This window comes from Microvirgula sp. AG722 (assembly GCF_003269145.1).
In the GTDB taxonomy this organism is placed as follows: Bacteria; Pseudomonadota; Gammaproteobacteria; order Burkholderiales; family Aquaspirillaceae; genus Microvirgula; species Microvirgula aerodenitrificans.
Window position 1 is genome coordinate 215,231 of the sequence record NZ_QLTJ01000004.1, and the last position, 23,914, is coordinate 239,144.

Sequence of the window (23,914 nt, forward strand, 5' to 3'; positions counted from 1 at the left end):
TTGTAGTAAAACGTTAAAGGGTGGGGTATGCCAAAAATAGCGCAGGGCGGTTGTGAGCTTGACGATGCCGGGCGCAAGTTGCTTGCGCTACTCGTTGCCTTACTCTCCGCCGTAAAGCCTGGCGATAAAAAAACTTATATCAGCTATAAGCTAGTACACGATCAGCTTGGATTGCCGTCACTCGGGATTTCCTGTGAGGAGAGTTTGAGGAGACAGGGGCTCACTGCGCTGACAACTTGGACGCATGATGCCGGTGTGCCTGCAATTACGGGAGTGATCATCGACACTAGCGCTATGGCGCCTGAAGAAGACTATTTTAGATTGTCTGGCCGGTCAGCTAATGATTTTTCTTGGTGGACGTCCGAAATTGAGAAGTCGAAAGCTTTTGATTGGTCGGATTATTTATTGCCCAATTTAGAGATTGAACCCCACACGCTCTCTTCGCCTACTCTTGCAACTGCAGTGGAAGAAGCCAACGGCGCGGCGTGGACGGTGGATGAGTTGCGCTCGGCTGTCGAGGCCTATCTAGATATGATGACCCGTGACCGAGCGGGTAAGCCGTATGTTAAAAAACAGTACTACGAAAAACTTGCAGGGAAATTTAATAGAACGGCAAAGGCATTCGAGTATCGGATGCAAAATATTTCCTATGTGCTTTCGCTGATGGGACGGGACTGGCTCCGTGGTCTAAAGCCAGCAAAAAATGTCGGTGCGCAAGTGGCTGGACAAATCGAGCAACTACTTGCGGAAGCCGAAGGGCGGCAGGTAGCACCCATCGTTGCGTTTGAGATTGCTGTTCGGGATGAGGTGAAAAAGAAGCAACTTCCTGTGCCGACAGGCAGTGATAGCCCCCAACCGTTCACCTCTGCAAGTACTCAATATGCTCGTGATCCAGAAATCAAAGCATGGATTTTGCAGCAGGCCGGTGGTGTTTGCGAGTGCTGTAAAAAATCAGCTCCTTTTAAGGCTGCAGATGGCATGCCTTATCTTGAGGTGCACCACGTCAGAAGATTGGCCGATCAAGGCTCAGATCAAGTATCGAATGCGGTAGCCGTCTGCCCAAACTGCCACCGTGAACTTCATTATGGCGCATATTCAAAACAGTTAGTCGAACAGCTGTATTTATCCGTTGAGCGCTTGGTGTGTGAGTAGTGCCGTCATTCTGTCCCTCGCACCCGGCGATACCCGTCCCGCAGCTCTTCAGCACTCAGCAAATACGCCGGATTGTCAGTAAGACGCTTTACCGCGAGGTCGATGAACGCCCGGGCTCGTACCGGCTGGGACGTCCTGCTGCCAAAGTACACGGAATAGTTCCCGAACTCGGGTATGTGATCCAGTAGAACGGGAACCAGCCGTCCTGAACGAATGTAGGGGGCGGCGGTGACGCCTGCCAATTGTCCCAGTACGCTGCCGGACAGCACGGCCTGCAGCTCGAACATCTCGTCATTGCTGCAGATTGCGGGAACGACCGGCTGGTCGACGATCTGTTCGCCAAGCCTCACATGCCACGGCGTGACTTTGCCCGTTCCGGGATTACGGAAAGCACTGCAACGGTGAGAGGCGAGCGCGGCCAGTGAGCCCGGCGCCCCATAACGCTGGAAGTAGGCCGGCGCGCCGCAAACAATCAATTGCAGCGGGAACAGCTTGCGCGCGATGACGCCCTCGTGTGGCGACGGTCCAAGCCGGAAGCCGACGTCCACCCGGTTTTCAACCCAGTTGCCAACTCCGTCATCCAGAAGCACGTCTGGCTGAATGTCCGGGTACAACGCGCAGAACTCTTCCACTAGATGCCAAAGGATGGGCTGGAATGTCGTGCGGGGGCCGGCGATGCGCAGTGGCCCGGCAAACTCCTCTTTGGCCGTCCGGGCATGCGCCAGTGCGCGTTGTATGCCCAGCAGTGCCGGCTGGACATCTTCAAGCAGGCGCTGACCAGCATCCGTGAGGGACATGACCCTCGTAGTACGGTGAAACAGCCGCGCATTCAGATGCGCTTCCAGCTGTGCCAGCGCCTTGCTGGCTGCCTGAGGGCTGATGTCGAGAGCCTGCGCCGCTTTGCGCAGGCTGCCCAGTTCTGCCGCCTTGATGAAGGTGGACAAGGATCGAAGCTCGTTGATGGCCATTCGAAGGCGCCTCCTTTTCGTTATTGTCCCTAATTTGATGTTAATAAAACAATCTTTTTGCAGCTATTTAAATGCGAGTATCGGGCCTAGAGTTCAAGCCAGCAAACCTTCGAGGACTCGCCATGCAACACGTGACACTGAACAACGGCGTAGAAATGCCCATCCTGGGCTTCGGCGTCTTTCAAATTCCTGATGCGAAGGAATGCGAACGCAGCGTGATTGATGCCATCGAGAGTGGCTACCGGCTGATTGATACTGCAGCCTCGTATATGAACGAAGAGGCTGTTGGCAAGGGGCTCAAGGCCAGTGGCGTCGCTCGCGACCAGCTCTTCGTAACGACCAAGCTGTGGGTGCAGGAAGCCGGGTATGAGCACACCCGCGAGGCGATCGACAAGTCGCTACGACGCCTGCAGCTCGACTATCTGGACCTGTATCTGATTCACCAGCTGTTTGGTGACGTGCACGGTTCCTGGCGAGCGATGGAAGAGGCTTGCCGTGCCGGCAAGCTGCGCGCCATTGGCGTCAGCAATTTTCATCCTGACCGGCTCATGGATATCAAGGCATTCAACGAGATGGCGCCGGCTGTGAACCAGATCGAGGTGAATCCCTTTTTGCAGCAACGGGAGAGCGCTCCCTTCATGCAGGAAATCGGTGTGCAGGCCGAAGCCTGGGCGCCATTTGCAGAGGGCCGCAACAACCTGTTCCAGAACGAGTTGCTTATCGGTATCGGCAGGCGCTACGGCAAGTCCGTGGGCCAGGTTGTGCTGCGCTGGCTGACGCAGCGAGGCATCGTCGCGCTGGCCAAGTCGGTGCGCAAGGAGCGCATGGCCGAAAACCTCGCCGTTCTGGATTTCGAACTGGCTGATGCAGACATGGCCCTCATCGCCACGCTGGATACCAACACAAGCAGTTTCTTCTCGCATCGCGACCCGGCCATCGTCAAGTGGATGGCCGAGCGCAGACTCGATATCTGAAGCAAATGGCCATGACCGTACCCAAAGCTCCGGACCTACGTCGGCGTGACATCTTGTGCCCAAAGGAGGCCCGTTCATGAAAGCGCTGATTATGCTTGCCCTGACGTGTGCCGCCGGCGCCAATACGCAGCTACCCGCCCGGGCAGCGCCCTTGCCGGTCGTTGAAGTGCGTTCCGCTGAGACTGCACCCGTGTCCATCGGATCGACGGAGACATTTACCGGGACTGTTCGCATTTCCACGCCATTCCAGGCTCTCCCGCCCGGTCACGCAGGGGGGGCTTCCGTGAGCTTTGAAGCACAAGCCCGGACCGCATGGCACAGCCACCCTCTCGGGCAGATTCTCGTCGTTACCTCCGGGATTGGCCTGGTGCAGCAAGACGGCCAGCCTGCACAGATCCTCCGGCCCGGCGATGTCGTTACCATTCCTGCAAATGTGCGCCATTGGCATGGCGCAGGACCTGGCGGAGCGATGACGCATATTGCAATCGCCGAGAAAGAAAATGGCAGCGCCGTCACCTGGCAAGACAAGGTAAGTGATCAGGACTATCTGGCTGCAGTGAAGAGCACGGGATTAGGGTCGGCCCCGGTGGGCAGCCCGAGCCGTGCCCGGCAGTTGATGGGGGATGTCGCCCCCAAACTTGCCGAACTTACGGATCAGGTTCTGTTTGGCGAGATATGGGAGCGACCCGGCCTGGGCAAGCGGGACCGCAGTCTTGCCACCGTCAGTGCCCTGATTGCCATGAACCGGCCGGAGCAACTGCGCTCGCACCTCGTCCTTGGCCTTCAGAACGGCCTGACGCAGTTGGAGCTGTCCGAGCTCATCACCCATCTGGCCTTCTATACGGGCTGGCCAAATGCCGTGTCGGCAACGGGGGTTGCCAGGGATGTTTTTCAGCGCAAACCCGCGCCCTGATCCCGCTGCCGGCCCCCGGGATCCCGCCCATTCGAGACTCTTATGAATTTGAAAATCTTCAACGCATTCTGCGTGGCTGGCGCGATCAGCCTTTTATCGGGAGCAAGCATGGCTGCAGACTACAGGCAGAATCCCTTCTCGCTGGCCTACGACGGCGCCATTACCGGGAACGTCAGGGGAGCCATCAATATCACGCCGGTGACATACCGGCTCAACGGCCTGGATATCGTCGCCAATGTTTACACGCCCGCCCATTTCGATGCGAAACGAAAGTACCCCGCGGTTGTGGTCGCGCATCCGAATGGTGGCGTCAAGGAGCAGGTGGCTGGTCTGTACGCGCAACGGCTTGCCGAGCAGGGTTATATCACCATCGTTGCCGACGCCGCCTATCAAGGCGGCAGTGGCGGCATGCCGCGTCACGTCGACAAGCCGGCGAATCGCGTGGAAGACATCCATGGGATGGCGGACTTTATTTCCGGTTTCCAGGGCGTCGATCCGGCGCGACTCGGGCTGCTCGGTATCTGCGGTGGAGGCGGCTACGCTTTGGCCGCGGCAGAATCCGATAAGAGATTCAAAGCGGTTGCGACGTTGAGCATGTTCAACTCGGGGCGGGTTCGCCGTAATGGTTATGCGGATTCGCAACTGGACACCATCCAGTCACGGCTGCAGCAGGCTTCGGCAGCCCGGGCCCAGGAGGCAGTGGGAGGGGACGTCCTTTATTCCGGGGATGCAAACCTGACCGACGAACAGATTGCCAGCTTGCCGTTCGATCTGTATCGGCAGGGTTACGAGTACTACGGGAAGACACACGCGCACCCCAACTCGACCTTCAAGTACACCACGAGCAGCCTGCTGGACCTGATGCGCTGGGATGCAACCGACAATATCGAACTCATTGCCCAGCCTCTGCTGATGATGGCCGGCAGCCGGGCCGACTCGCTCTATATGAGCAAGGAAGCGTTCACGAAGGCAGTGAATGCAAAGGACAAGGAGTTGTTCCTGATCGAGGGAGCGACCCATATCGAGACGTACTGGAAGCCGCTGTATGTGGGCCTGGCCGTAAACAAGCTGAAAGACTTCTTTGGCCGGACGCTTTATGGATGACTGGTGGATGGTCGGGCAGGGCGTTATCTGCTGCTCGACACCCCTGTGAGACTCATCTTCTTCCCGTTGTAGAAGGTGGCCTCGGAGATGCCCATCTTGTGGCAGACCTCCGCGACCGTGGTGCCCGACTCCGCCTGGCGCAGCGCGAAGGCAATCTGCTCTTCCGTGAACTTCGATTTTTTCATGACAAATCTCCTGCCCGGATGGGCTCAAATTTGCCAGAAATCTCTACTTCTCACCGCTACGGTTTTTCGGGAGGAGGTCATTGGAGCGCGTAGGGGCGTGTTACCATCTGCGCCGCGCCGTTTTTATTGCTTTGCAGCATGCGGCGGCGCCACGCTGCCGAGGCAGCACCCTTGTCCTGATGCGGCCAACGTTGGCCGCATTGCCTGTCGTCTTCCCGCCTTGTCGCCGGTCGCGGCGTAACCTGTTTCCTGCCGCCGCACGGCGCTTCCCATGATCATTCTGAAAAACGTGGCCTTGCGCCGCGGTACCAAAGTCCTGCTCGACAACGCGTCGGTGACGCTCAATCCTGGCGAGAAAGTCGGCCTGGTCGGCCGCAACGGCGCCGGCAAATCCTCGCTGTTCGCGGTGCTGAACGGCTCGCTGCACGAAGACGGCGGCGATGTGTCGATCCCGTCGCAGTGGCGCATGTCGCAGGTGGCGCAGGACATGCCGGAAACGGTGCAGACGGCGACCGAGTTCGTGGTCGAAGGCGATGCCATCCTGCTCGCCGCGCAGCGGGAGGTGACCGAGGCCGAGGCCGGCGAAGACTATATGCGCATGGCGCACGCCTATACCGCGCTCAACGATGCCGGCGCCCACGACGCGCCGGCCCGGGCGCAGGCACTGATTCTCGGCTTGGGTTTCAGTGTCGCCGAGTTGCAGCAGCCAGTGAACAGCTTCTCCGGCGGCTGGCGCATGCGGCTGCAACTGGCGCGCGCGCTGATGTGTCCGTCCGATCTGCTGCTGCTGGACGAGCCGACCAACCACCTGGATCTGGATGCGCTGGTGTGGCTGGAGGCGTGGCTGAAGCAGTACGCCGGTACCATGGTGGTGATCAGCCATGACCGCGAATTCCTCGATGCCGTCACCACGGTGACGCTGCACGTCGACAACGCCAAGCTGGTGCGCTACGGCGGCAATTACAGCAAGTTCGAGTACATGCGTGCCGAACAGCTGACCCTGCAGCAGGCGGCGCAGGCCAAGCAGCAGGAAAAGATGGCGCACCTGCAGAAGTTCATCGACCGCTTCAAGGCCAAGGCCAGCAAGGCCAAGCAGGCGCAGAGCCGCGTCAAGGCGCTGGAGCGGATGGAGAAGATCGCGCCGGTGCTGGCCGACGCCGACTTCCAGTTCGAATTCAAGGAGCCGATGAGCCTGCCGAACTCGATGCTGTCGATGACCGGCGCGGCGTTCGGCTATCCGGCAATGGATGGCGCGCCGGCAGACACACCGCCGACGGTGATCGTGCGCAACGTCAACCGCACCGTGCTGGCCGGCCAGCGCATCGGCATTCTCGGCGCCAACGGCCAGGGCAAGTCGACGCTGGTGAAAACCGTGGCCGAGGCGCTGCAGGCGGTCGGTGGCGAGATCATCCGCGGCAAGGGGCTAAACATCGGCTACTTCTCGCAACAGGAACTGGACGTGCTGCGGCCGGAGGACGATCCGCTGCAGCACATGTTCCGCCTGGCGCGCGACACCCCGGCGGCGATGCGGCCGTCGGCCAATGACTGCCGCGAGCAGGGGCTGCGCAATTTCCTCGGCACCTTCAACTTCAGCGGCGACATGGTGAAGCAGGCGGTCGGCAGCATGAGCGGCGGCGAGAAGGCGCGGCTGGTGCTGTGCATGATCGTGTGGCAGCGGCCGAACCTGCTGCTGCTGGATGAACCGACCAACCATCTGGACCTCACCACCCGCGAGGCGCTGAGCGTGGCGCTGAACGAGTTCGAAGGCTCGGTGATGCTGGTCAGCCACGACCGGGCGTTGCTGCGCGCGGTGTGTGACGAATTCTGGATGGTGTCGCGTGGCGGGGTCAGCGATTTCGCGGGCGATCTGGACGATTACCAGGTCTACCTGCTGGAAGAGGCCAAGCGCCGGCGAGAAGAGGCGGCCGGCAAGCGCTGAGCCGGCCCGTCTGCGCGTTACCTCCTTGCGGCCAATCATGGGGCAGGATTACCTGCAGGAGCCGGGGCAGTCCACTTCCAATAGGTAAGCGGCCATTTTTCATCGAGCCGTCGAACGTCAGTTTTGGCCGAGAAGCGAGCGCATGCCAATGTTCAAGCAAGAGGTTACTTCCGATTACTGATACTGCCGATCGCAACATGGAAAGGGCCCTGTAACGACAGGGCCCTTTCTTCTCGCAAAGCAAGATTTCATGCTTTGGTTATCGGAAATTTCAACTTTTGACTACAAAATTTCAACCTTTCCGATTTCTGACAACCCCCCTCAATCCCAATTCAAAGCCCCGCCCGTCTGATACTCCGTCACCCGGGTCTCGAAGAAGTTCTTTTCCTTCTTCAGGTCGATCATCTCGCTCATCCATGGGAACGGGTTGCTGGCGCCGGGGAACAGTTCGGTCAGGCCGATCTGCTGCATGCGGCGGTTGCAGATAAAGCGCAGGTATTCCTTGAACTGCGGGGCGTTCAGGCCGAGCACGCCGCGCGGCATGGTGTCTTCGGCGTATGCGTATTCGAGGTCGACCGCCTTGCGGAACAGCTCATCCAGGCTGGCCTTGAAGCTGTCGGTCCACAGTTCCGGGTTTTCCAGCTTGATGGTGTTGATCAGGTCGATGCCGAAATTGCAGTGCATCGACTCGTCGCGCAGGATGTACTGGTACTGCTCGGCGGCGCCGGTCATCTTGTTCTGGCGGCCGAGGGCGAGGATCTGCACGAAGCCGACGTAGAAGAACAGGCCTTCCATGATGCAGGCAAACACGATCAGCGACTTCAGCAGTTGCTGGTCGGTTTCCAGCGTGCCGGTCTTGAAGGCCGGGTTGCACAGCGCGTCGATAAACGGGATCAGGAACTCGTCCTTGTCGCGGATCGAGGCGATCTCGTTGTAGGCGTTGAAGATTTCGCCTTCGTCCAGGCCGAGGCTTTCGACGATGTACTGGTAGGCGTGGGTGTGGATGGCCTCGTCGAAGGCCTGGCGCAGCAGGAACTGGCGGCATTCCGGCGACGTGATCTGGCGGTAGGTGCCGAGCACGATATTGTTGGCAGCCAGGCTGTCGGCAGTGACGAAGAAGCCGAGGTTGCGCTTGACGATGCGCATTTCGTCTTCGCTCAGCTGGCCGGTCTTCCACTGCTCGATGTCGCGCTGCATGTTCACTTCCTGCGGCATCCAGTGGTTTGCGCACTGGGCCAGGTACTTCTCCCATGCCCACTTGTGTTTGAACGGCACCAGCTGGTTCACGTCGGTCTTGCCGTTGATGATGCGCTTGTCGACCGCGTTGACGCGGTTCGGCATGGCGGTGGCAGTCGGATTGGCCGGTACGGCCGGCGCGGCGATGTCGTTGTCTTCAAATGTCAGCATGTCGGTTCCTGTCGGGTACGTCGATTATTGGGTAAGGGGGGAGAGCAGCCGCACGTCGATCGGCGAGAGGTCCTCCACGTGCCAGACGCGGCGGATATGGCCGAAGTCGCGCGGGCGGCCGTCGCGCAGCAGCAGTTCCGGCCGGTACGACAGATCGAGCCGGATCTCGCCGAGATAGACGGCGCGACCGGCGGTCACGGTAAACGGCGCGCTCATCGGCATCCGGATGATCTGCCGCGTACGCCAGCCGGCGATCTCCTGCGGGTAGTAGCCGATGGCCTCGACAAAGCGGTAGTTGCCCGGCGGCAGCGTCAGCAGGGCCAGCTTGCCTTCGACCGGCGACGAGCCGGCTTCGCCGAACACCGAGTCGGTCAGCAGGCTGGCGTGGATGTTGCCACCCCGGCCAGGCGCGCCGTCCGGCACGTAAATCGCCTCGATCGAGCTCGCATCCGGCTCGAAAGCCAGCGCGGTCATCGACACGATGGCGTAGCCGTAGCCGGGCGGCGGTTGCAGGCTGCCGTTCAGTTGTTTGGCAACCGTGGCGCAGCCGGCCAGGGTCAGGCAGCAGATCAGTAACAGCAGGCGTTTCATGACGCTCTCTCCAATCGACGACGGGAACAGACAGGTGACGATTGTGCTTATACACCTGTCCGCCCGCCGTGGGCTGCGTGCCTTAACTGCGCCTCAACCACCGCCTGCGATCTTGCCTGTTGGCAAGATTCGCGCCCTGCGGGCTGGCTCCTGCTGTCGCAGGAGCGTCCGGGTTGTGGCTGCGCCTCAACCACCGCTGCGATCTTGCCTGTTGGCAAGATTCGCACCCTGCGGGCTGGCTCCTGCTGTCGCAGGAGCGTCCGGGTTGTGGCTGCGCCTCAACCACCGCCTGCGATCTTGCCTACTGGCAAGATTCGCAGTCGGGGTTGTCGATTGAGCAGAACTTCATGTCCGTCGCCGGGACGGCCGGCGGGGCGGCGACCGGGACGGCGTTCAGCTCGCCGCCACGACCGGTGGACTTCTCGGCACTGGTCGCGGCCAGCGTGCGAAGGTAGTAGGTCGTTTTCAGACCGCGTACCCACGCATGCTTGTACAGCGTGTCCAGCTTCTTGCCCGAGGCGCCGGCCATGTACAGGTTCAGACTCTGTGCCTGGTCGATCCACTTCTGGCGCCGGCTGGCGGCTTCGACCAGCCAGCTCGGGTCGAGGTCGAATGCCGTCGCGTACAGGGCTTTCACCTCGGCCGGGATGCGTTCGATCGGGCCGAGGTCGCCATCGAAGTATTTCAGGTCGGCCAGCATCACCTTGTCCCACAGCCCCAGACGCTTCAGGTCGCGGACCAGGTACTCGTTGACCACGGTGAACTCGCCGGACAGGTTCGATTTGACGAACAGGTTCTTGTACGTCGGTTCGATACTGGCCGACACGCCGATGATGTTGGCGATGGTCGCGGTCGGGGCGATGGCCAGGCAGTTCGAGTTGCGCATGCCGAACTGCTTGATGCGGGCCCGCAGGCGGTCCCAGTCCAGCGTGGTCGAGCGGTCGACTTCCAGCCAGCCGCCGCGCGACTCGGCCAGCAGGTCGAGGCTGTCGTGCGGCAGGATGCCGCGGCTCCACAGGCTGCCGTCGTAGGTCTGGTAGGTGCCGCGTTCCTCGGCCAGTGAGGTCGAGGCCCAGTAGGCGTGGTAGGCAATGCTTTCCATCGAACGGTCGGCGAACTCGACTGCTGCATCGGAGCCGTAGGCCAGGCCCAGCGCATGCAGTGCGTCCTGGAAGCCCATCAGGCCCATGCCGACCGGGCGGTGGCGCATATTGGCGTTGCGGGCCTTTTCGACCGGGTAGAAGTTCAGGTCGATCACGTTGTCCAGCATGCGCATGGCGGTGCGCACGGTGCCGGCGAGCTTGGCGTCGTCGAGCTGGCCATTGCGGATATGGTTGGCCAGGTTGACCGAGCCGAGGTTGCACACGGCGATTTCGCTGTCGCTGGTGTTCAGCGTGATCTCGGTGCACAGGTTCGAGCTGTGGACCACGCCCATGTGCTGCTGCGGGCTGCGCAGGTTGCACGGGTCCTTGAACGTCAGCCACGGGTGGCCGGTCTCGAACAGCATGGTCAGCATCTTGCGCCACAGGTCCAGCGCGCGCAGGCGCTTGTAGACGCGCAGCTCGCCGCGCTCGCCCATGGCTTCGTACTCGGCGTAGCGGCGGGCAAAGGCCTTGCCGGTCAGATCGTGCAGGTCCGGGGTTTCGCTCGGGCTGAACAGCGACCACGGGCCGTCTTCCATCACCCGCTGCATGAACAGGTCCGGCACCCAGTTGGCGGTGTTCATGTCATGGGTGCGGCGACGGTCGTCACCGGTGTTCTTGCGCAGTTCGAGGAATTCCTCGATGTCGGCGTGCCAGGTTTCCAGGTAGGCGCACACCGCGCCCTTGCGCTTGCCGCCCTGGTTGACCGCGACGGCAGTGTCGTTGGCCACCTTCAGGAACGGGACCACGCCCTGGCTCTTGCCGTTGGTGCCCTTGATATGGCTGCCGAGCGAACGCACCGGGGTCCAGTCATTGCCGAGGCCGCCGGCGTACTTGGACAGCAGCGCGTTTTCCTTGATGCCGTCGAAAATCTCGGTCAGATCATCGCCCAGCGTGGTCAGGTAGCAGCTGGACAGCTGGCTGTGCAGGGTGCCGGCGTTGAACAGTGTCGGCGTCGAGCTCATGAAGTCGAAGCTGGACAGCACGCGGTAGAACTCGATCGCGCGGTCGTTGCGTTCGGCTTCGTTCAGCGCCAGGCCCATCGCCACGCGCATGAAGAAGGTCTGCGGCAGTTCGATGCGGCGGCCTTCGATATGCAGAAAGTAGCGGTCGTACAGGGTCTGCAGGCCGAGATAGCCGAATTGCAGGTCGGCGTCGGCGTTCAGCGCCTGGCCCAGGCGGGCAAGGTCGAATTCGCCCAGACGCGGGTCGAGCAGCTCGGCCTGGATGCCGCGCTGGATGGCGCCGGGGAAGGCGTCGGCGTACAGCGCGGCCATGTCGGTCTGCGCCACATGGCGACCGAGCACTTCGCCGCGGATCGAATCCAGCAGCAGGCGGGCGGTGACCTTGTCGTAGGCCGGGTCGCGCTCGATCATCTGCCGGGCGCACATGACCACGGCGCGGCCGACTTCGGCTTCGCTGACGCCGTCGTACAGGTTCTTCAGCGTGTCGCCAAGGATGGCGGCCGGGTCGGTATCGGCTTCCAGACCGATGCAGGCGGTATGCACCAGCGTGGCCATCCGGTCCAGATCCAGCGGCGCGCGGCTGCCGTCGGCACGGGTGACGTGCAGGGTGGGGGCGGCGGCCAGGCCCAGTGCCTCGCGGGCAGCGCGGCGCTCGGCGGCGCGGCGTTCGCGGTACAGCACGTAGGCGCGGGCCACTTCCTGCTCGCCGGCGCGCATCAGGGCCAGTTCGACCTGGTCCTGGATGTCTTCGATATGGATCGGGCCGCCTTCCGGGCGGCGGCGGATCAGGGCTGCCACCACGGTGGCGGTCAGGTGTTCCACTTCATCGCGCAGGCGGCTGGAGCCGCCGGCTTCGCTGCCGAGCACGGCCAGGAAAGCCTTGCTCAGGGCGACGGAAATCTTGTCAGGGGCAAACGGCACCACGTCGCCGTTGCGACGGATGCACTGGTATGAGGCGGTGGATGCGACAGACATCGTTGGGAGCTCCTTTGCTGGGACGCTTGTGTCGGCTGAAAACCCGTGCCAGGCGGGTTTTTACACAATATGTGCTGCTGTTTTCATAGTTGTTGCACAAATTGTAGTAGTCATTGTCTGTTCATGACAAGGCATGGACATAACGGTTTTCCAGCCGACGACGATATCCGCAGCGCGTTTTTCGCCTGCGTTCAAGCACTTGCGGGAGGGGGTGTTTTTTGTACGGGGTGTGGGGCGGATGCAACGGGTGACGGACGGCAGGGCAGAAACGAAAAGCGGCGGATCACGTGATCCGCCGCCTGGACTGCTGTTCCGCAACACTCCTCAGGCGAAGTCGTCGACCTGGGTGCCGGTGTTCGAGGGGCTGGCGACGCTGGCGGTCGGTGTCTTGACCTCCGTGCCGGGCTTGGGGTCCCTGGACGGTTCGGTGCCGCCCTGCTTGCCCTGGCTGGCACGTTCCTTCTCCAGCCGGGCGATTTCGGCCTGCAGCATCTGGATCGACGCCTCGATGATGCGCTGCTGCTTCTCTTTCTCTGCCGGCGACAGCTTCGCGTCCTTCAGTTCCTGCGCCTGCTTGTACAGATCCTGAACCTGCTGCTTCAGGTCGGCGATCTTCTTGCCGAGGCTGTCGGTGGCGCCGGTCGACATTCTGGTCGACGAGGCCGAGCTGCTGAGGTTGACGGAGATCGAGGTCATGTCCGGTGCGTCCTGTGATTCGTTGTGCCTGTTATCGACCGGATGCGCCAGGTATTTAATTTTTTCTGTTTTGCAGAATGAAGAATTGAATTAAAAATGGCGTGTCAGGACAAATTTATTCTTTTTTTTATCTGTCAGGCATAACGCCGTTTATTTGCCGTAAAACATTGGCTGTTTCGGTTTTTTCATTCGGCGATAGCCAATGTTAATCGAAGTGATTTAAAAAATTTATAACAAAAAATCCTTTTGTAATCAACGTGTTGATTTTACTGTTTGCCTGATCCGGTCGATAGCCTGAGCTTGTTGACTTCGGTCAATACTGTGCATATTGAAAGCCAATAGCATTTTATGCGGATGGACTGGTCATTGGCGCAACAGGCCAATAGATATTGGGTACGACGTCGTGAATCAAGGAGGCCGTAAATGAGTAAAAAACTATTTCAGATTGGCGCGATTGCCAGCGTGATGCTGACTGCCGGCTGGGTATGGGCAGACAGCGCAGCAGGGGACGAGCCGATTCAGCCGATCGCCCCGTACAAGCTGACGCAGCCGGCCAAGGCCGAACTGGGCAAGAAGCTGTGGTTTGATCCGCGGCTGTCGCGTTCCGGCTTCATCTCCTGTAACTCCTGCCACAACCTGAGCATGGGCGGTTCGGACAACCTGAAGACCTCGATCGGCCACAACTGGCAGAAAGGCCCGATCAACTCGCCGACGGTGCTGAACTCCAGCCTGAACCTGGCGCAGTTCTGGGACGGCCGGGCGAAGAACCTGCAGGAACAGGCCGGCGGCCCGATCGCCAACCCGGGCGAAATGGCGTCGACGCATACGCTGGCGGTCGACGTGCTGCAGTCCATCCCGCAGTACCGCCAGGAATTCGCCAGGGTGTACGGTTCGGACAAGATCGACATCAACCGCATCACCGACGCGATCGCCGTGTTCGAGGAAACGCTGGTCACGCCGAACTCGCGCTTCGACAAGTGGCTCAAGGGCGACAAGAAGGTGCTGACCGCCCAGGAACTGGCCGGTTACCAGCTGTTCAAGAACAGCGGCTGCGTGGCCTGCCACAATGGTCCGGCCGTCGGTGGCGCCTCGTTCCAGAAAATGGGGCTGGTCACGCCGTACAAGACCGACAACCCGGCGATCGGCCGTGCCGCGGTGACCGGCAAGGATGCCGACCGCTTCAACTTCAAGGTGCCGACCCTGCGCAACGTCGAACTGACCTACCCGTACTTCCACGACGGCGCGGCGGCCACGCTGTCCGAAGCGGTGGACACGATGGGCAAGCTGCAGCTCGGCAAGCAGTTCACCAGGAGCGAGAACGCCAATATCGTGGCTTTCCTGAAGACGCTGACCGGCGACCAGCCGAAGATCGACATGCCGATCCTGCCGCCGTCGGCTGACAACACCCCGCGCCCGCATCCGTTCGACTGACCCGTCGACCGGCCAGCCGGCAACAGGCCCCGCTCGCGAGCGGGGTTTTTTGCGTCGGGCCGGCTTCCTGATCCAGGGCAGCACATTTTGCCTGCGGGTGGCGTAGGGTGAATGCATGCCGCCGACGCGTCGCCGGGTGGCCGTTTCTCTATGGGAGTGTTTTTTCCGATGCTGACTGTGTACACCGAGCAACATCGCCTTCAGCATGGCAATGCCGAACTGGTGGATGGCACGCTGAAACCGTGCTTCGAGAACCCTTCGCGCGCTGACATGGTGCTGGCCGAAGTCGACCGGGCCGGATTCGAGCGCATTGCGCCGACCGACCATGGCAAGGCGCCGATCCTGGCGGTGCATCGCGACAACTACGTGCGTTTTCTGGAGACGTTCTGGTCGCGCTGGACCGCGCCAAGCCGGCGCTCGAAAACCGGCCGCACCTATGATGCGCTGCCGCTGATCTGGCCGACGCGCTGCTTCCGCCAGATCGAGCCGCAGGACATCGACGGCCAGCTGGGCTATTTCTCCATGGACGCCGGCACGCCGGTGACCGCCGGCACCTGGCCTGCCGCCTACTGGTCGGCGCAGACCGCCCTGACCGGTGCCGATCGCCTGCTGGCCGGCGAGCGGGCCGCGTTCGCGCTGTGCCGTCCGCCGGGGCACCATGCCGCGGCCGACGTCTTTGGCGGCTACTGCTTCTTCAACAATGCCGCGATCGCTGCCCAGCATCTGCGCGACAGCGGGCTGGGCCGGGTGGCGATCCTGGACGTCGACTACCACCACGGCAATGGCACGCAGCAGATTTTCTATGACCGTGCCGATGTGCTGTTCGTGTCCATCCACGGTGACCCGCGCACCGAGTTTCCGTTCTATCTGGGGTTTGCCGACGAGCGCGGCGCCGGGGAGGGGGAAGGGTGCAACCTGAACCTGCCGCTGCCGGCCGGCAGCGACGTTCCGACCTGGATGGCGGCGCTGGAACAGGCGTGCACGGCGATTGCGGCTTTCCGGCCCGATGCGCTGGTGGTGTCGCTGGGGCTGGATACCTATGAGGGAGATCCGATCTCGACCTTCAAGCTGAAAACGGCCGATTTTCATGCCGTCGGCGCCCGGCTGGCCCGGCTGGGCCTGCAGACGCTGTTCTGCCTGGAGGGCGGCTATGCGGTCGGACCGATCGGCGAGAATGCGGTCAGCGTGCTGAACGGCTTCGACGGTCACTGAGTGAAACGGCGGCGGCCGGGACAGGAGCCCGGCCGCCGGCATTTACTTGAATATGCCGACCATCTTCAGCAGGAAGATCAGCACCACAGCCCCCAGGATGCCGAAGACCAGCCCGGCAATGGAGAACCCGCCTGCGGCATAGGCCGAGCCGATGCCGAGCAGATCGCCGAAGATCCACTTGCCGAGCGCCGAGCCGATAATGCCGACCAGAATGTTGGCGATCGCACCCTGCTGGGCATCGGTGCCCATCACCTTGCTGGCCAGCCAGCCGATCAGTGCGCCTGCCAGTATCGTGATAATCCAGCCCATGGTGTTTCCCTTGATGTGAGTTCTGTTTCGTCAGCCTAGACCAGCCGTTCCGCAAACCCTACAGGAATCGGCGAATTCCGGTTATCCGGCCACGGCAAGTCGTTATGATGAAGGACTGATCCATCGAGGAGCCCATTCATGCCGAGTTACCGCTTCCATCTGGTCAACGTTTTTGCCGAAACGCCGTTCGGCGGCAATCCGCTGGCGGTATTCGAACCGGCCGACGGACTCGACAGCACGACCATGCAGGCGATTGCCGCGCAGATGAACCTGTCCGAGACCACCTTCGTTTTTCCGGCCACCGAGGGGGGCGATGCCCGCGTGCGCATCTTCACCCCCGGCTACGAACTGCCGTTCGCCGGCCATCCGGTACTGGGCACGGCCGCCGTACTGGCGCGGTTGCGCGGGCTGAGTGCATCGGTCCGGCTGGAAATGGCGGCCGGAATGTTCCCGATTGTGCTGGGTGAAGGGGGGTATGCGCAGTTGACTGCCAAACCGGCGCAGGTGCGCCCGTTCACGGGCGAGCAGGATGCACTGGCCGACATGCTGGGCCTCGGCGCCGGGGCGCTGCGCGATGCAAGATTCGTCAATACCGGCACCGAGCAATTGCTGATCGAACTGACCAGCCGCGATGCGGTGCTGGCCTGCCGGCCGTCGGCGGCCGGCATCGATGCGCTGTGCCGCAATGTGACCGGGGCGGCGATGGCCTATGTCTGGCATGTCGACGGCGCGGTGGCCACGGTGCGGCTGTTCTTCACCCACAACGGCCAGGTGATCGAGGACCCGGGCACCGGCTCGGCCTGTGCCAACCTGGGCGGCTGGCTGGCCAGTGACGGCCGGCGCGGGCTGCACTGGCGACTGGAGCAGGGCCATGCGCTGAACCGGCCGAATGTGCTCGATCTCGAAGTGGACGCCGCCGGCGTGATTCGCGTCGGCGGGCGGGTGATGCCGGTCGGCAGCGGTCAGATCGATCTGTAGGAGAGGGCATGAAAAAAACCGCCGTCCGTTGCCGGGCGGCGGTTTTTTGCGATGAAGCAGCAGGAATCAGGACAGTTCCTGCGACACTTCGCGCGTCAGGTGCGGTGCGTTGATCTGCATGCCGTGTTCGATCGGGGTCGGGCTGTCCAGCTCGCGCTTCATCTGCGCGGCATCCAGCGAGTGTTCCCACTTCGACACCACCACCGTGGCCACCGCATTGCCGACCAGGTTGGTCAGGGCGCGGGCTTCGGACATGAAGCGGTCGATGCCGAGGATCAGCGCCAGACCGGCAACCGGAATGTCCGGCACCGTGGCCAGCGTGGCGGCCAGGGTGATGAAGCCCGAACCGGTCACGCCGGCGGCACCCTTCGACGTCAGCAGCAGCACGCCGATAATGGTCAGTTCCTGGGTCAGCGACAGTTCGATGCCGCAGGCCTGGGCGATGAAGATCGCGGCCATGGTCAGGTAGATCGACGTGCCGTCCAGGTTGAACGAGTAGCCGGTCGGTACCACCAGGCCGACAACCGGCTTGGCGCAGCCGAGCTGTTCGAGCTTGACCATCAGCCGGGGCAGGGCAGACTCGGACGACGAGGTGCCGAGCACGATCAGCAGTTCTTCCTTGATGTACTTGATCAGCTTCCACACGCTGAAGCCGCAGTAGCGGGCGATCGCGCCGAGCACGACGAACACGAACAGCAGGCAGGTCAGGTAGAAGCTGCCCATCAGCGCGGCCAGCGAGGTCAGGCTGCCGACGCCGTACTTGCCGATGGTGAAGGCCATGGCGCCGAAAGCACCGATCGGGGCGAGCTTCATGATGAAGCCGATGATGGCGAACAGCACGTGCGAGACTTTTTCGATGAACTCCAGCACCGGCTTGCCGCCCTTGCCCATCAGCGACAGACCGAAGCCGAACAGCACCGAGAACAGCAGCACCTGCAGGATTTCACCTTCGGCGAACGCGCCGATCACGCTGTTCGGGATGATGTGCAGCACAAAGTCGACAGCCGACTGGTGCTCGGCAGCGGCGGTGTACTTGGCAATCGACTTGGTATCCAGCGTGGCCGGGTCGACGTGCATGCCGGCGCCCGGCTTCAGCGTGTTGACGACGAACAGGCCGATGACCAGTGCCAGCGTGGTCACGACTTCAAAGTACAGCAGCGCCTTGCCACCGACGCGGCCGACCTTCTTCATGTCTTCCATGCCGGCAATGCCGACCACCACGGTACAAAAGATGATCGGCGTGATCATCATCTTCACCAGCTTGATGAAACCGTCTCCGAGCGGCTTCATGCTGGCACCGGTCTCCGGCAGGAAGTGGCCGAGCACGACCCCCAGCACGATGGCCACGATCACCTGAAAATACAGGCTCTTGTAGATTTTTCTTTGCATCCCGATTCCTGTCTTGCGCTGAGGGTGACGCGAGCCACCCGTTTCTCCTATGGTGATCGAATGATGCGCTACAGAATTGCCCGAAATGAATTGGGTGTTTCCCCAATCGGGTTTACCCCAATAGCTTGACCGTCGGGAACGCGTTCGGCATTCTAGAGTTCCAACTTAAAACAATCGTTTTTTCGAGGATGGAGAGACAACATGAAGAAGATCGCTGCTGCGCTGATGGGGACATTGCTGCTGGTCGGACTGGCGCGTGCCGACGAAGCCATTGTCGGAACCTGGAAGACCATCGATGACGAAACCAGACAGCCGAAGGCGCTGGTGCAGATTACCGACAACGGTGGCGAATACCAGGGCCGGATCGTCAAGCTGTTCCACAATCCGGACGCCAGATGCGACCAGTGCGATGGCGATCGCAAGGACAAGCCGATCCAGGGCATGACCATTCTCTGGGGCCTGAAAAAGTCCGGCGACAGCTATGAAGGCGGCAAGATCCTCGACCCGAAAAAGGGCAAGATCTACAGCAGCAAGGCCAGACTGCAGGACAGCGGCAAGAAGCTCGAAGTGCGCGGTTTCCTCGGCGTGTCGCTGCTCGGTCGTACCCAGACCTGGGAACGGCAGTAAGCGCGACACCGTTGCACCGCAATGCGCCGCCTTCGGGCGGCGCATTGCGTTAATTGGTCTCGCGCCAGAACAGCCGCAGCGCGAACGAGATCTGATAGGCGAGGCTGGCGATGACAAAGACCAGATGGAAGCGGTGGCTGGCCGTCTGCATCGCCACCAGACACAACACCACGTATACGGCGATGCGCACCAGGTATTCGAGGCCGAGCGACTGCAGGTGCTGGTCGCCCTTGAGTGCGGTATCGATGATATCCAGCAGGTAGACCAGCGCCATCAGGCCGAAAAACCAGCGCCGGCGGGAAAGGAAGTACTCCTCGAAGTCGGCATACGGTGCCAGTCTGCGCGGAAACAGCAGCGAACACAGCAGATACAGCAGGACGGTGTAGACGATCAGGAATACATAGATCAGGAAGGTCCAGTCGGCGAGATGCCTGAGGCGGAACTCCCACCACCAGAAATGCAGCAGATACAGCACCATCGACACGACCCAGAGCAGATGGACCATATAGACCTTGCGCGGTTCCGGGTGCTGGACCAGCGAGGCGATGCCCTGCAGCAGATGGGTCAGCCCGAGGCTCATGACGACGCCGATGATGATGCGTACATGCGAGAACAGCTCCATTACGTTTCCTTTCCGGTCAAGGCAAGGTACGGCGCACGACCGTACCGGACAGGTTGTAATGGAAAGGCCGCTGCGGGAACAAAAGTGGCGGTTGGCGCTGTGGATGAAAAGAGACGGTCGCGTTGCGACCGTCTCTTGCAGTTGACTGGCGGGAATTATGGCATTACATCATGTGTTGCCCGCCGTTCATCGCCAGATCGGCGCCGGTCATGAAACCGGCCAGGTCGCTGGCCAGATAGGCGACCAGCCCGGCAATTTCCTCCGGCTTGCCGAGCCTGCCCAGCGGGATCTGGGCGACGATCTTTTCGCGGACTTCGGCCGGGACCGCCATCACCATGTCGGTGCCGATATAGCCCGGGCTGACGGTGTTGACCGTCACGCCCTTGCGGGCGACTTCCTGCGCCAGCGCCATGCTGAAGCCGTGCATGCCGGCCTTGGCCGCCGAGTAGTTGGTCTGGCCGAGCTGGCCCTTCTGGCCATTGATCGACGAAATACTGATGATCCGGCCGAAACCGCGCTCGCACATGCCTTCGATCAGCGGCCGCGTCATGTTGAAAACGCTGTCGAGGTTGGTCGACATGACGGCGTCCCACGACGCCTTGTCCATTTTCCGCAGCACGCCGTCACGGGTAATCCCGGCATTATTGACCAGCACGTCGACCGGGCCGACTTCGGACTGGATTTTCGCGATCAGGGCACTGCAGGCATCGAAATCGGTGACGTCGCATTGATAGGCGTGGACATCGAATCCCTGCTCTTTCATATCGGCCAGCCAGGCCGTTTCCTTGCCGGGGCGGGAATAGGTCGTGATGACGATATGACCGGCCTGGGCAAGTGCCTTGCAGATGGCAGTGCCAATCCCCCCCATACCGCCGGTGACGAGAGCAATTCGTGTCATCTGTACCTCCTTATTGTGGGTGCAAGCGTTGCGGGTGCCGCCAGGCCCGGTGGCGTCACGCCACCCCGGTTATTGGCGGACCGTTATTCTTCAGTCCGTTTTATTCATGATGAACCATACGAATGGAAAATGCATTCCGCAATGCAATATGGATGAGATTGCAGAAAATGCCGCAATGCAACAAATGCGTGGAATATCGGGGGGCTGATTTGTTTATAGCGCTGAATTGCCGACACGTTTGGCAAAATGAGCAAAAGCATAATTCTGGCCGAATGGACGCAGAATGAAAAAAAGCCATCCGGGTGGATGGCTTTGACTAAATGATTGAATCAGCTAGTGAATCAACGCTGCAGCATGCGGGTAAGTTTCTGCAGCAGGGGCAGCCGGACGGCCGCGATCTCGCCGGCGGTACTGGCCGCGATCAGCCCGCAGCCCGGCTCGACCAGGTGCGCGCAGTTGTGGAAGCGGCAGCGACCGGCCAGCTCGCGCATTTCCGGGAAGTAGTGAATGACCTGGGTTGCATCGAGATGCATCAGGCCGAATTCCTGCAGTCCGGGCGAATCGATCAGGTGGCTGTCGGCGTCCAGGTGATACAGCGTCGCATGGGTGGTGGTATGGCGGCCGGAATCCAGCGCGGTGGAAATATCGCCGACCCGGGCCTGTGCCGACGGCAGCAGGGCGTTGGTCAGCGTGGACTTGCCCATGCCGGACTGGCCGATCAGTACCGTTGTCTGGCCGGTCAGCCGTTCGCGCAGCGGCGAGATGTCGCCCAGTGCCGACAGTTCCAGCACCGGGTAGCCGATCTCGCGGTAGAAGCCCAGCAGCTCGCGCGCGGCCGGCGTTTCCGGCAGGTCGGTCTTGTTCAGGACGATCAGTGCCGCGATATCGGCCGCCTCGGCGGCGATCAGCGCCCGGTCGAGGAATTCCCGCGACGGGGTCGGCACGGCGGCCAGTACCACGACCAGTTGGGTGACATTGGCCGCGATCAGCTTCTGGCGGAAATCGTCCTGCCGGTACAGCAGGCTGCGGCGCGGCTGCGCCCGTTCGATGACCGCCTGCTCGCCATTGCTGATCTGCAGGTCGACCCGGTCGCCGGCGGCGTAGTCGGAACGCTTGCCGCGCGTGCTGCAGTCGTAGGTGTTGCCATCGTCGGCTTCGACCACATAGCGTCGACCATGGCTTCTGATGATCTGTCCGGCCGATTGCGTCACAGGCTGTCCAGTACGTCGAGCTTGGCGGCGCAGATGAAGTCGTTGCGGGTCAGACCGCCGGCATCGTGGGTCGAGTAGGAGACTTCCACCCGGTTGTAATGCACGGACAGGTCCGGATGATGGTCCTCGCGGTGCGAGATCCACGCGCTGGCATTCACGAAGGCCATGGTCTCGTGATAGTTGGCGAAGTCGAAGCGGCGGACCAGTGTCTCGCCGTCGAGGCGCCAGGATTCGGACAGGGCTTCCAGCAGGGACGGAATTTCTTCCGCCTCCAGCCGGGTGTGGGCATGCTGGGGCGAGCAGCGCTCGCGGGCAAGTCGGTTCATGCGGAAACTCCGGTATGCGGCAGCGATTCCAGATGCTGGATGCGGATCGTTGCCGGCGGGTGTGAGTCGTAGAACGCCGAGTGGAGCGGGTCCGGGGTCAGCGTCGACGCGTTGTCGCGGTAGAGCCGGGTCAGCGCCGAGACCAGCGCATGGCGGTCGGCGTGTTCGGCGGCATAGGCGTCGGCCTCGAATTCCTGGCGGCGGGACAGCCGGCTCATCAGCGGGGTCAGCGGGAAGGTGAAGGCCGGCAGCGCCATGGCGGCCAGAATCAGCCCGGCTGCCAGCGTCGGCGTGCTGATGCCGAGGCCGAAGTAGAACGGCGTCCATTCCAGCAGCCAGCCGAGCAGCAGCAGGAAGGCGAAGGACAGGGCAAAGGTCAGCACGATGCGCTTGATGATGTGCCGGCGCTTGAAGTGGCCCAGTTCATGGGCAAGCACGGCCTCGATCTCGTCGCCATCGAGCTGGTTCAGCAGCGTGTCGTAGAACACGATACGCTTGGCGGCGCCGAAACCGGTGAAATAGGCGTTGCCGTGACTGGAGCGGCGCGAACCGTCGACCACGAATACCCCGCTGGAGCGGAAGCCGCAGCGGGTGAGCAGGGCGTCGATGCGCTGTTTCAGCTCGCCATCTTCCAGCGGCAGGAAGCGGTTGAACAGCGGTGCGATCACGGTCGGGAACAGCCAGACCATCAGCAGCGAGAAGGCGCTCCAGACCAGCCACACCCACAGCCACCACAGTGTGCTGCCGTACATCAGCCACAGCACCAGCAGCAACAGCGGTACGCCGAGCACCAGCCCGACCAGCAGGCTCTTCAACTGGTCGATGATGAACAGCCTGATGCTGGTCTTGTTGAAGCCGAAGCGGGCCTCGATGCCGAAGGTTGCATACAGGCCGAACGGCAGGCCGATCAGGCCGGTGATTGCCATCAGCGACAGGATCAGCGCCGTGCCGCTGACGACCGGGGGCCAGCCCAGACCCAGCCAGAATACCGTCAGCGCCTCGATGCCGCCGCCGAGGGTCAGCGCCAGCAGCACACCGGCGTCGACAAGCGCCGACAGCATGGCGAGCCGGGTCCTGGCCACGGTGTAATCGGCGGCCAGCTGGTGATCGGCCAGGGTGAAGCGGCCGGTGAAGGCCGCCGGCACGGCCTCGCGGTGCGCCCGGACATGGCGGATGTGACGCGAGGCCAGGTACAGGCGCAGCGCCAGCGAAAAGGCCAGGGCGAGCAGGAAGGCACTGGTGACAAGTGTGGTCATGGAGACGGACATGGTATGGCAGGATGGGGAGAGTGGCGTCGAGTATGAGACAATTCCACCGCTACCGAAATTCAATACAGAAAAGCACACCAGTATGGCACAAGACCAAAACCACCTGATATGGCTCGACATGGAAATGACCGGGCTGAATCCGGACAGCGACCGCGTGATTGAACTGGCTGTCGTCATTACCGACAGCGAACTCAATACCGTGGCCGAGTCGCCGGTGCTGGTCGTTCACCAGAGCGACGCCGTGCTCGACGGCATGGACGCCTGGAACAAGGGCACCCATGGCCGCAGCGGCCTGATCGAAAAGGTCAGGGCATCGACGCTGGACGAAGCCGCCGCGCAGGCGCAGATGCTGGCTTTCCTGCAGCAGCACGTGCCGGCCAAGGCATCGCCGATGTGCGGCAACTCGATCTGCCAGGACCGCCGCTTCATGGCGCGCTGGATGCCGGAACTGGAAGCCCACTTCCATTACCGCAACCTTGACGTGTCGACGCTGAAGGAACTGTGCAAGCGCTGGAAGCCGGAAATTGCCAAGGGCATGAAAAAGCACGGCAAGCACGAAGCCCTGGCCGACATCTACGAGTCGATCGAGGAAATGAAGTACTACCGCGAGCATTTCATCAAGCTGTGAGCGC

General features: G+C 61.7%; 22 protein-coding genes and 1 pseudogene. 10 read left to right on the plus strand and 13 right to left on the minus strand.

All coding sequences use genetic code 11. The features are described from left to right. The first annotated feature begins 27 nt into the window (after positions 1-27). Positions 28-1,152: an HNH endonuclease signature motif containing protein gene (locus DFO50_RS08695; protein WP_199489781.1), complete on the plus strand. Its 1,125-nt coding sequence runs from the start codon at positions 28-30 to the stop codon at positions 1,150-1,152. Between the two features lie 5 nt (positions 1,153-1,157). On the opposite strand, the gene DFO50_RS08700 is transcribed toward DFO50_RS08695, so the two are convergent. Then, positions 1,158-2,120 carry a LysR family transcriptional regulator gene (locus DFO50_RS08700; protein ID WP_028499628.1) on the minus strand — a complete coding sequence of 321 codons (963 nt, stop codon included), beginning with the start codon at positions 2,118-2,120 and terminating at the stop codon, positions 1,158-1,160. Between the two features lie 122 nt (positions 2,121-2,242). On the opposite strand from DFO50_RS08700, the gene DFO50_RS08705 reads away from it, so the two are divergent. The 3 genes from DFO50_RS08705 (at position 2,243) to DFO50_RS08715 (ending at position 5,111) form a co-directional block, all read left to right on the plus strand. After that, positions 2,243-3,094 (plus strand): aldo/keto reductase, encoded by an 852-nt coding sequence (locus tag DFO50_RS08705; protein WP_112692349.1) that lies wholly within the window; start codon positions 2,243-2,245, stop codon positions 3,092-3,094. A 76-nt stretch (positions 3,095-3,170) separates the two neighbouring features. Beyond that, positions 3,171-4,007 carry a carboxymuconolactone decarboxylase family protein gene (locus DFO50_RS19515; protein WP_028499626.1) on the plus strand — a complete coding sequence of 279 codons (837 nt, stop codon included), beginning with the start codon at positions 3,171-3,173 and terminating at the stop codon, positions 4,005-4,007. Between the two features lie 42 nt (positions 4,008-4,049). Continuing rightward, a complete protein-coding gene (locus tag DFO50_RS08715) occupies positions 4,050-5,111 on the plus strand; it encodes an alpha/beta hydrolase (protein ID WP_112692350.1) in 1,062 nt (353 codons plus the stop codon). Between the two features lie 56 nt (positions 5,112-5,167). On the opposite strand, the pseudogene DFO50_RS08720 reads toward DFO50_RS08715, so the two are convergent. Further along, positions 5,168-5,296 (minus strand): annotated as a pseudogene (locus DFO50_RS08720) (transposase); the annotation flags it as partial. 271 nt (positions 5,297-5,567) lie between these two features. On the opposite strand from DFO50_RS08720, the gene DFO50_RS08725 reads away from it, so the two are divergent. Then, positions 5,568-7,235 carry an ABC-F family ATP-binding cassette domain-containing protein gene (locus tag DFO50_RS08725; protein ID WP_028499624.1) on the plus strand — a complete coding sequence of 556 codons (1,668 nt, stop codon included), beginning with the start codon at positions 5,568-5,570 and terminating at the stop codon, positions 7,233-7,235. A gap of 321 nt (positions 7,236-7,556) precedes the next feature. Here the strand turns inward: DFO50_RS08725 and DFO50_RS08730 are convergent, their stop codons facing one another. The 4 genes from DFO50_RS08730 to DFO50_RS08745 form a co-directional block, all read right to left on the minus strand. Then, on the minus strand, positions 7,557-8,642 hold the full coding sequence (locus DFO50_RS08730) for a ribonucleotide-diphosphate reductase subunit beta (protein ID WP_028499623.1): 1,086 nt from the start codon (positions 8,640-8,642) through the stop codon (positions 7,557-7,559). A gap of 24 nt (positions 8,643-8,666) precedes the next feature. Next, complete coding sequence (locus tag DFO50_RS08735; protein ID WP_028499622.1) at positions 8,667-9,233, minus strand: hypothetical protein; 567 nt, start codon at positions 9,231-9,233, stop codon at positions 8,667-8,669. A 301-nt stretch (positions 9,234-9,534) separates the two neighbouring features. Continuing rightward, positions 9,535-12,315 (minus strand): ribonucleoside-diphosphate reductase subunit alpha, encoded by a 2,781-nt coding sequence (locus DFO50_RS08740; protein ID WP_028499621.1) that lies wholly within the window; start codon positions 12,313-12,315, stop codon positions 9,535-9,537. A gap of 324 nt (positions 12,316-12,639) precedes the next feature. Continuing rightward, entirely contained in the window at positions 12,640-13,011 is a 372-nt protein-coding gene (locus DFO50_RS08745) for a FlxA-like family protein (protein ID WP_028499620.1), read from the minus strand. Between the two features lie 423 nt (positions 13,012-13,434). Here DFO50_RS08745 and DFO50_RS08750 point away from each other — a divergent pair, with 423 nt between their 5' ends. After that, the gene (locus DFO50_RS08750; RefSeq protein ID WP_084300124.1) at positions 13,435-14,442 is read left to right on the plus strand and encodes a cytochrome-c peroxidase; all 1,008 of its coding nucleotides are present in this window, start codon (positions 13,435-13,437) and stop codon (positions 14,440-14,442) included. A gap of 168 nt (positions 14,443-14,610) precedes the next feature. Then, on the plus strand, positions 14,611-15,654 hold the full coding sequence (locus tag DFO50_RS08755; RefSeq protein WP_028499618.1) for a histone deacetylase family protein: 1,044 nt from the start codon (positions 14,611-14,613) through the stop codon (positions 15,652-15,654). A 42-nt stretch (positions 15,655-15,696) separates the two neighbouring features. On the opposite strand, the gene DFO50_RS08760 is transcribed toward DFO50_RS08755, so the two are convergent. Then, positions 15,697-15,963, minus strand: coding sequence for a GlsB/YeaQ/YmgE family stress response membrane protein (locus DFO50_RS08760; protein WP_028499617.1), 267 nt, complete (start codon positions 15,961-15,963; stop codon positions 15,697-15,699). Between the two features lie 138 nt (positions 15,964-16,101). Here DFO50_RS08760 and DFO50_RS08765 point away from each other — a divergent pair, with 138 nt between their 5' ends. Next, positions 16,102-16,941, plus strand: a complete 840-nt coding sequence (locus DFO50_RS08765) for a PhzF family phenazine biosynthesis protein (RefSeq protein ID WP_028499616.1) — start codon at positions 16,102-16,104, stop codon at positions 16,939-16,941. Positions 16,942-17,007: 66 nt separating this feature from the next. On the opposite strand, the gene DFO50_RS08770 is transcribed toward DFO50_RS08765, so the two are convergent. Then, positions 17,008-18,330, minus strand: coding sequence for a dicarboxylate/amino acid:cation symporter (locus tag DFO50_RS08770; RefSeq protein ID WP_028499615.1), 1,323 nt, complete (start codon positions 18,328-18,330; stop codon positions 17,008-17,010). Positions 18,331-18,531: 201 nt separating this feature from the next. Between DFO50_RS08770 and DFO50_RS08775 the strand changes: the two genes are divergently transcribed. Next, a complete protein-coding gene (locus tag DFO50_RS08775) occupies positions 18,532-18,957 on the plus strand; it encodes a DUF2147 domain-containing protein (protein WP_028499614.1) in 426 nt (141 codons plus the stop codon). Between the two features lie 49 nt (positions 18,958-19,006). Here the strand turns inward: DFO50_RS08775 and DFO50_RS08780 are convergent, their stop codons facing one another. The 5 genes from DFO50_RS08780 to DFO50_RS08800 form a co-directional block, all read right to left on the minus strand. After that, positions 19,007-19,579, minus strand: a complete 573-nt coding sequence (locus DFO50_RS08780) for a hypothetical protein (protein WP_107889643.1) — start codon at positions 19,577-19,579, stop codon at positions 19,007-19,009. 163 nt (positions 19,580-19,742) lie between these two features. Continuing rightward, positions 19,743-20,477, minus strand: coding sequence for a beta-ketoacyl-ACP reductase (locus DFO50_RS08785; RefSeq protein ID WP_028499612.1), 735 nt, complete (start codon positions 20,475-20,477; stop codon positions 19,743-19,745). A gap of 341 nt (positions 20,478-20,818) precedes the next feature. After that, positions 20,819-21,688, minus strand: coding sequence for a ribosome small subunit-dependent GTPase A (rsgA, locus tag DFO50_RS08790; RefSeq protein WP_107889644.1), 870 nt, complete (start codon positions 21,686-21,688; stop codon positions 20,819-20,821). Then, entirely contained in the window at positions 21,685-22,014 is a 330-nt protein-coding gene (locus DFO50_RS08795) for a 4a-hydroxytetrahydrobiopterin dehydratase (RefSeq protein WP_107889645.1), read from the minus strand. Before DFO50_RS08795 ends, rsgA begins: the two co-directional genes overlap by 4 nt. After that, complete coding sequence (locus tag DFO50_RS08800; RefSeq protein WP_112692351.1) at positions 22,011-23,270, minus strand: M48 family metallopeptidase; 1,260 nt, start codon at positions 23,268-23,270, stop codon at positions 22,011-22,013. The genes DFO50_RS08795 and DFO50_RS08800 overlap by 4 nt, the downstream gene beginning before the upstream one ends. 94 nt (positions 23,271-23,364) lie before the next feature. Between DFO50_RS08800 and orn the strand changes: the two genes are divergently transcribed. Next, entirely contained in the window at positions 23,365-23,910 is a 546-nt protein-coding gene (orn, locus tag DFO50_RS08805) for an oligoribonuclease (RefSeq protein WP_028499608.1), read from the plus strand. Positions 23,911-23,914: the final 4 nt, after the last annotated feature.

What these genes read in the sequence shown, in the direction of transcription:
- DFO50_RS08695 (WP_199489781.1), top strand. Translation starts at nt 28, where the DNA reads ATGCCAAAAATAGCGCAGGGCGGTTGTGAGCTTGACGATGCCGGGCGC.
- DFO50_RS08700 (WP_028499628.1), bottom strand. Translation starts at nt 2,120, where the DNA reads ATGGCCATCAACGAGCTTCGATCCTTGTCCACCTTCATCAAGGCGGCA.
- DFO50_RS08705 (WP_112692349.1), top strand. Translation starts at nt 2,243, where the DNA reads ATGCAACACGTGACACTGAACAACGGCGTAGAAATGCCCATCCTGGGC.
- DFO50_RS19515 (WP_028499626.1), top strand. Translation starts at nt 3,171, where the DNA reads ATGAAAGCGCTGATTATGCTTGCCCTGACGTGTGCCGCCGGCGCCAAT.
- DFO50_RS08715 (WP_112692350.1), top strand. Translation starts at nt 4,050, where the DNA reads ATGAATTTGAAAATCTTCAACGCATTCTGCGTGGCTGGCGCGATCAGC.
- DFO50_RS08725 (WP_028499624.1), top strand. Translation starts at nt 5,568, where the DNA reads ATGATCATTCTGAAAAACGTGGCCTTGCGCCGCGGTACCAAAGTCCTG.
- DFO50_RS08730 (WP_028499623.1), bottom strand. Translation starts at nt 8,642, where the DNA reads ATGCTGACATTTGAAGACAACGACATCGCCGCGCCGGCCGTACCGGCC.
- DFO50_RS08735 (WP_028499622.1), bottom strand. Translation starts at nt 9,233, where the DNA reads ATGAAACGCCTGCTGTTACTGATCTGCTGCCTGACCCTGGCCGGCTGC.
- DFO50_RS08740 (WP_028499621.1), bottom strand. Translation starts at nt 12,315, where the DNA reads ATGTCTGTCGCATCCACCGCCTCATACCAGTGCATCCGTCGCAACGGC.
- DFO50_RS08745 (WP_028499620.1), bottom strand. Translation starts at nt 13,011, where the DNA reads ATGACCTCGATCTCCGTCAACCTCAGCAGCTCGGCCTCGTCGACCAGA.
- DFO50_RS08750 (WP_084300124.1), top strand. Translation starts at nt 13,435, where the DNA reads ATGAGTAAAAAACTATTTCAGATTGGCGCGATTGCCAGCGTGATGCTG.
- DFO50_RS08755 (WP_028499618.1), top strand. Translation starts at nt 14,611, where the DNA reads ATGCTGACTGTGTACACCGAGCAACATCGCCTTCAGCATGGCAATGCC.
- DFO50_RS08760 (WP_028499617.1), bottom strand. Translation starts at nt 15,963, where the DNA reads ATGGGCTGGATTATCACGATACTGGCAGGCGCACTGATCGGCTGGCTG.
- DFO50_RS08765 (WP_028499616.1), top strand. Translation starts at nt 16,102, where the DNA reads ATGCCGAGTTACCGCTTCCATCTGGTCAACGTTTTTGCCGAAACGCCG.
- DFO50_RS08770 (WP_028499615.1), bottom strand. Translation starts at nt 18,330, where the DNA reads ATGCAAAGAAAAATCTACAAGAGCCTGTATTTTCAGGTGATCGTGGCC.
- DFO50_RS08775 (WP_028499614.1), top strand. Translation starts at nt 18,532, where the DNA reads ATGAAGAAGATCGCTGCTGCGCTGATGGGGACATTGCTGCTGGTCGGA.
- DFO50_RS08780 (WP_107889643.1), bottom strand. Translation starts at nt 19,579, where the DNA reads ATGGAGCTGTTCTCGCATGTACGCATCATCATCGGCGTCGTCATGAGC.
- DFO50_RS08785 (WP_028499612.1), bottom strand. Translation starts at nt 20,477, where the DNA reads ATGACACGAATTGCTCTCGTCACCGGCGGTATGGGGGGGATTGGCACT.
- DFO50_RS08795 (WP_107889645.1), bottom strand. Translation starts at nt 22,014, where the DNA reads ATGAACCGACTTGCCCGCGAGCGCTGCTCGCCCCAGCATGCCCACACC.
- DFO50_RS08800 (WP_112692351.1), bottom strand. Translation starts at nt 23,270, where the DNA reads ATGACCACACTTGTCACCAGTGCCTTCCTGCTCGCCCTGGCCTTTTCG.
- orn (WP_028499608.1), top strand. Translation starts at nt 23,365, where the DNA reads ATGGCACAAGACCAAAACCACCTGATATGGCTCGACATGGAAATGACC.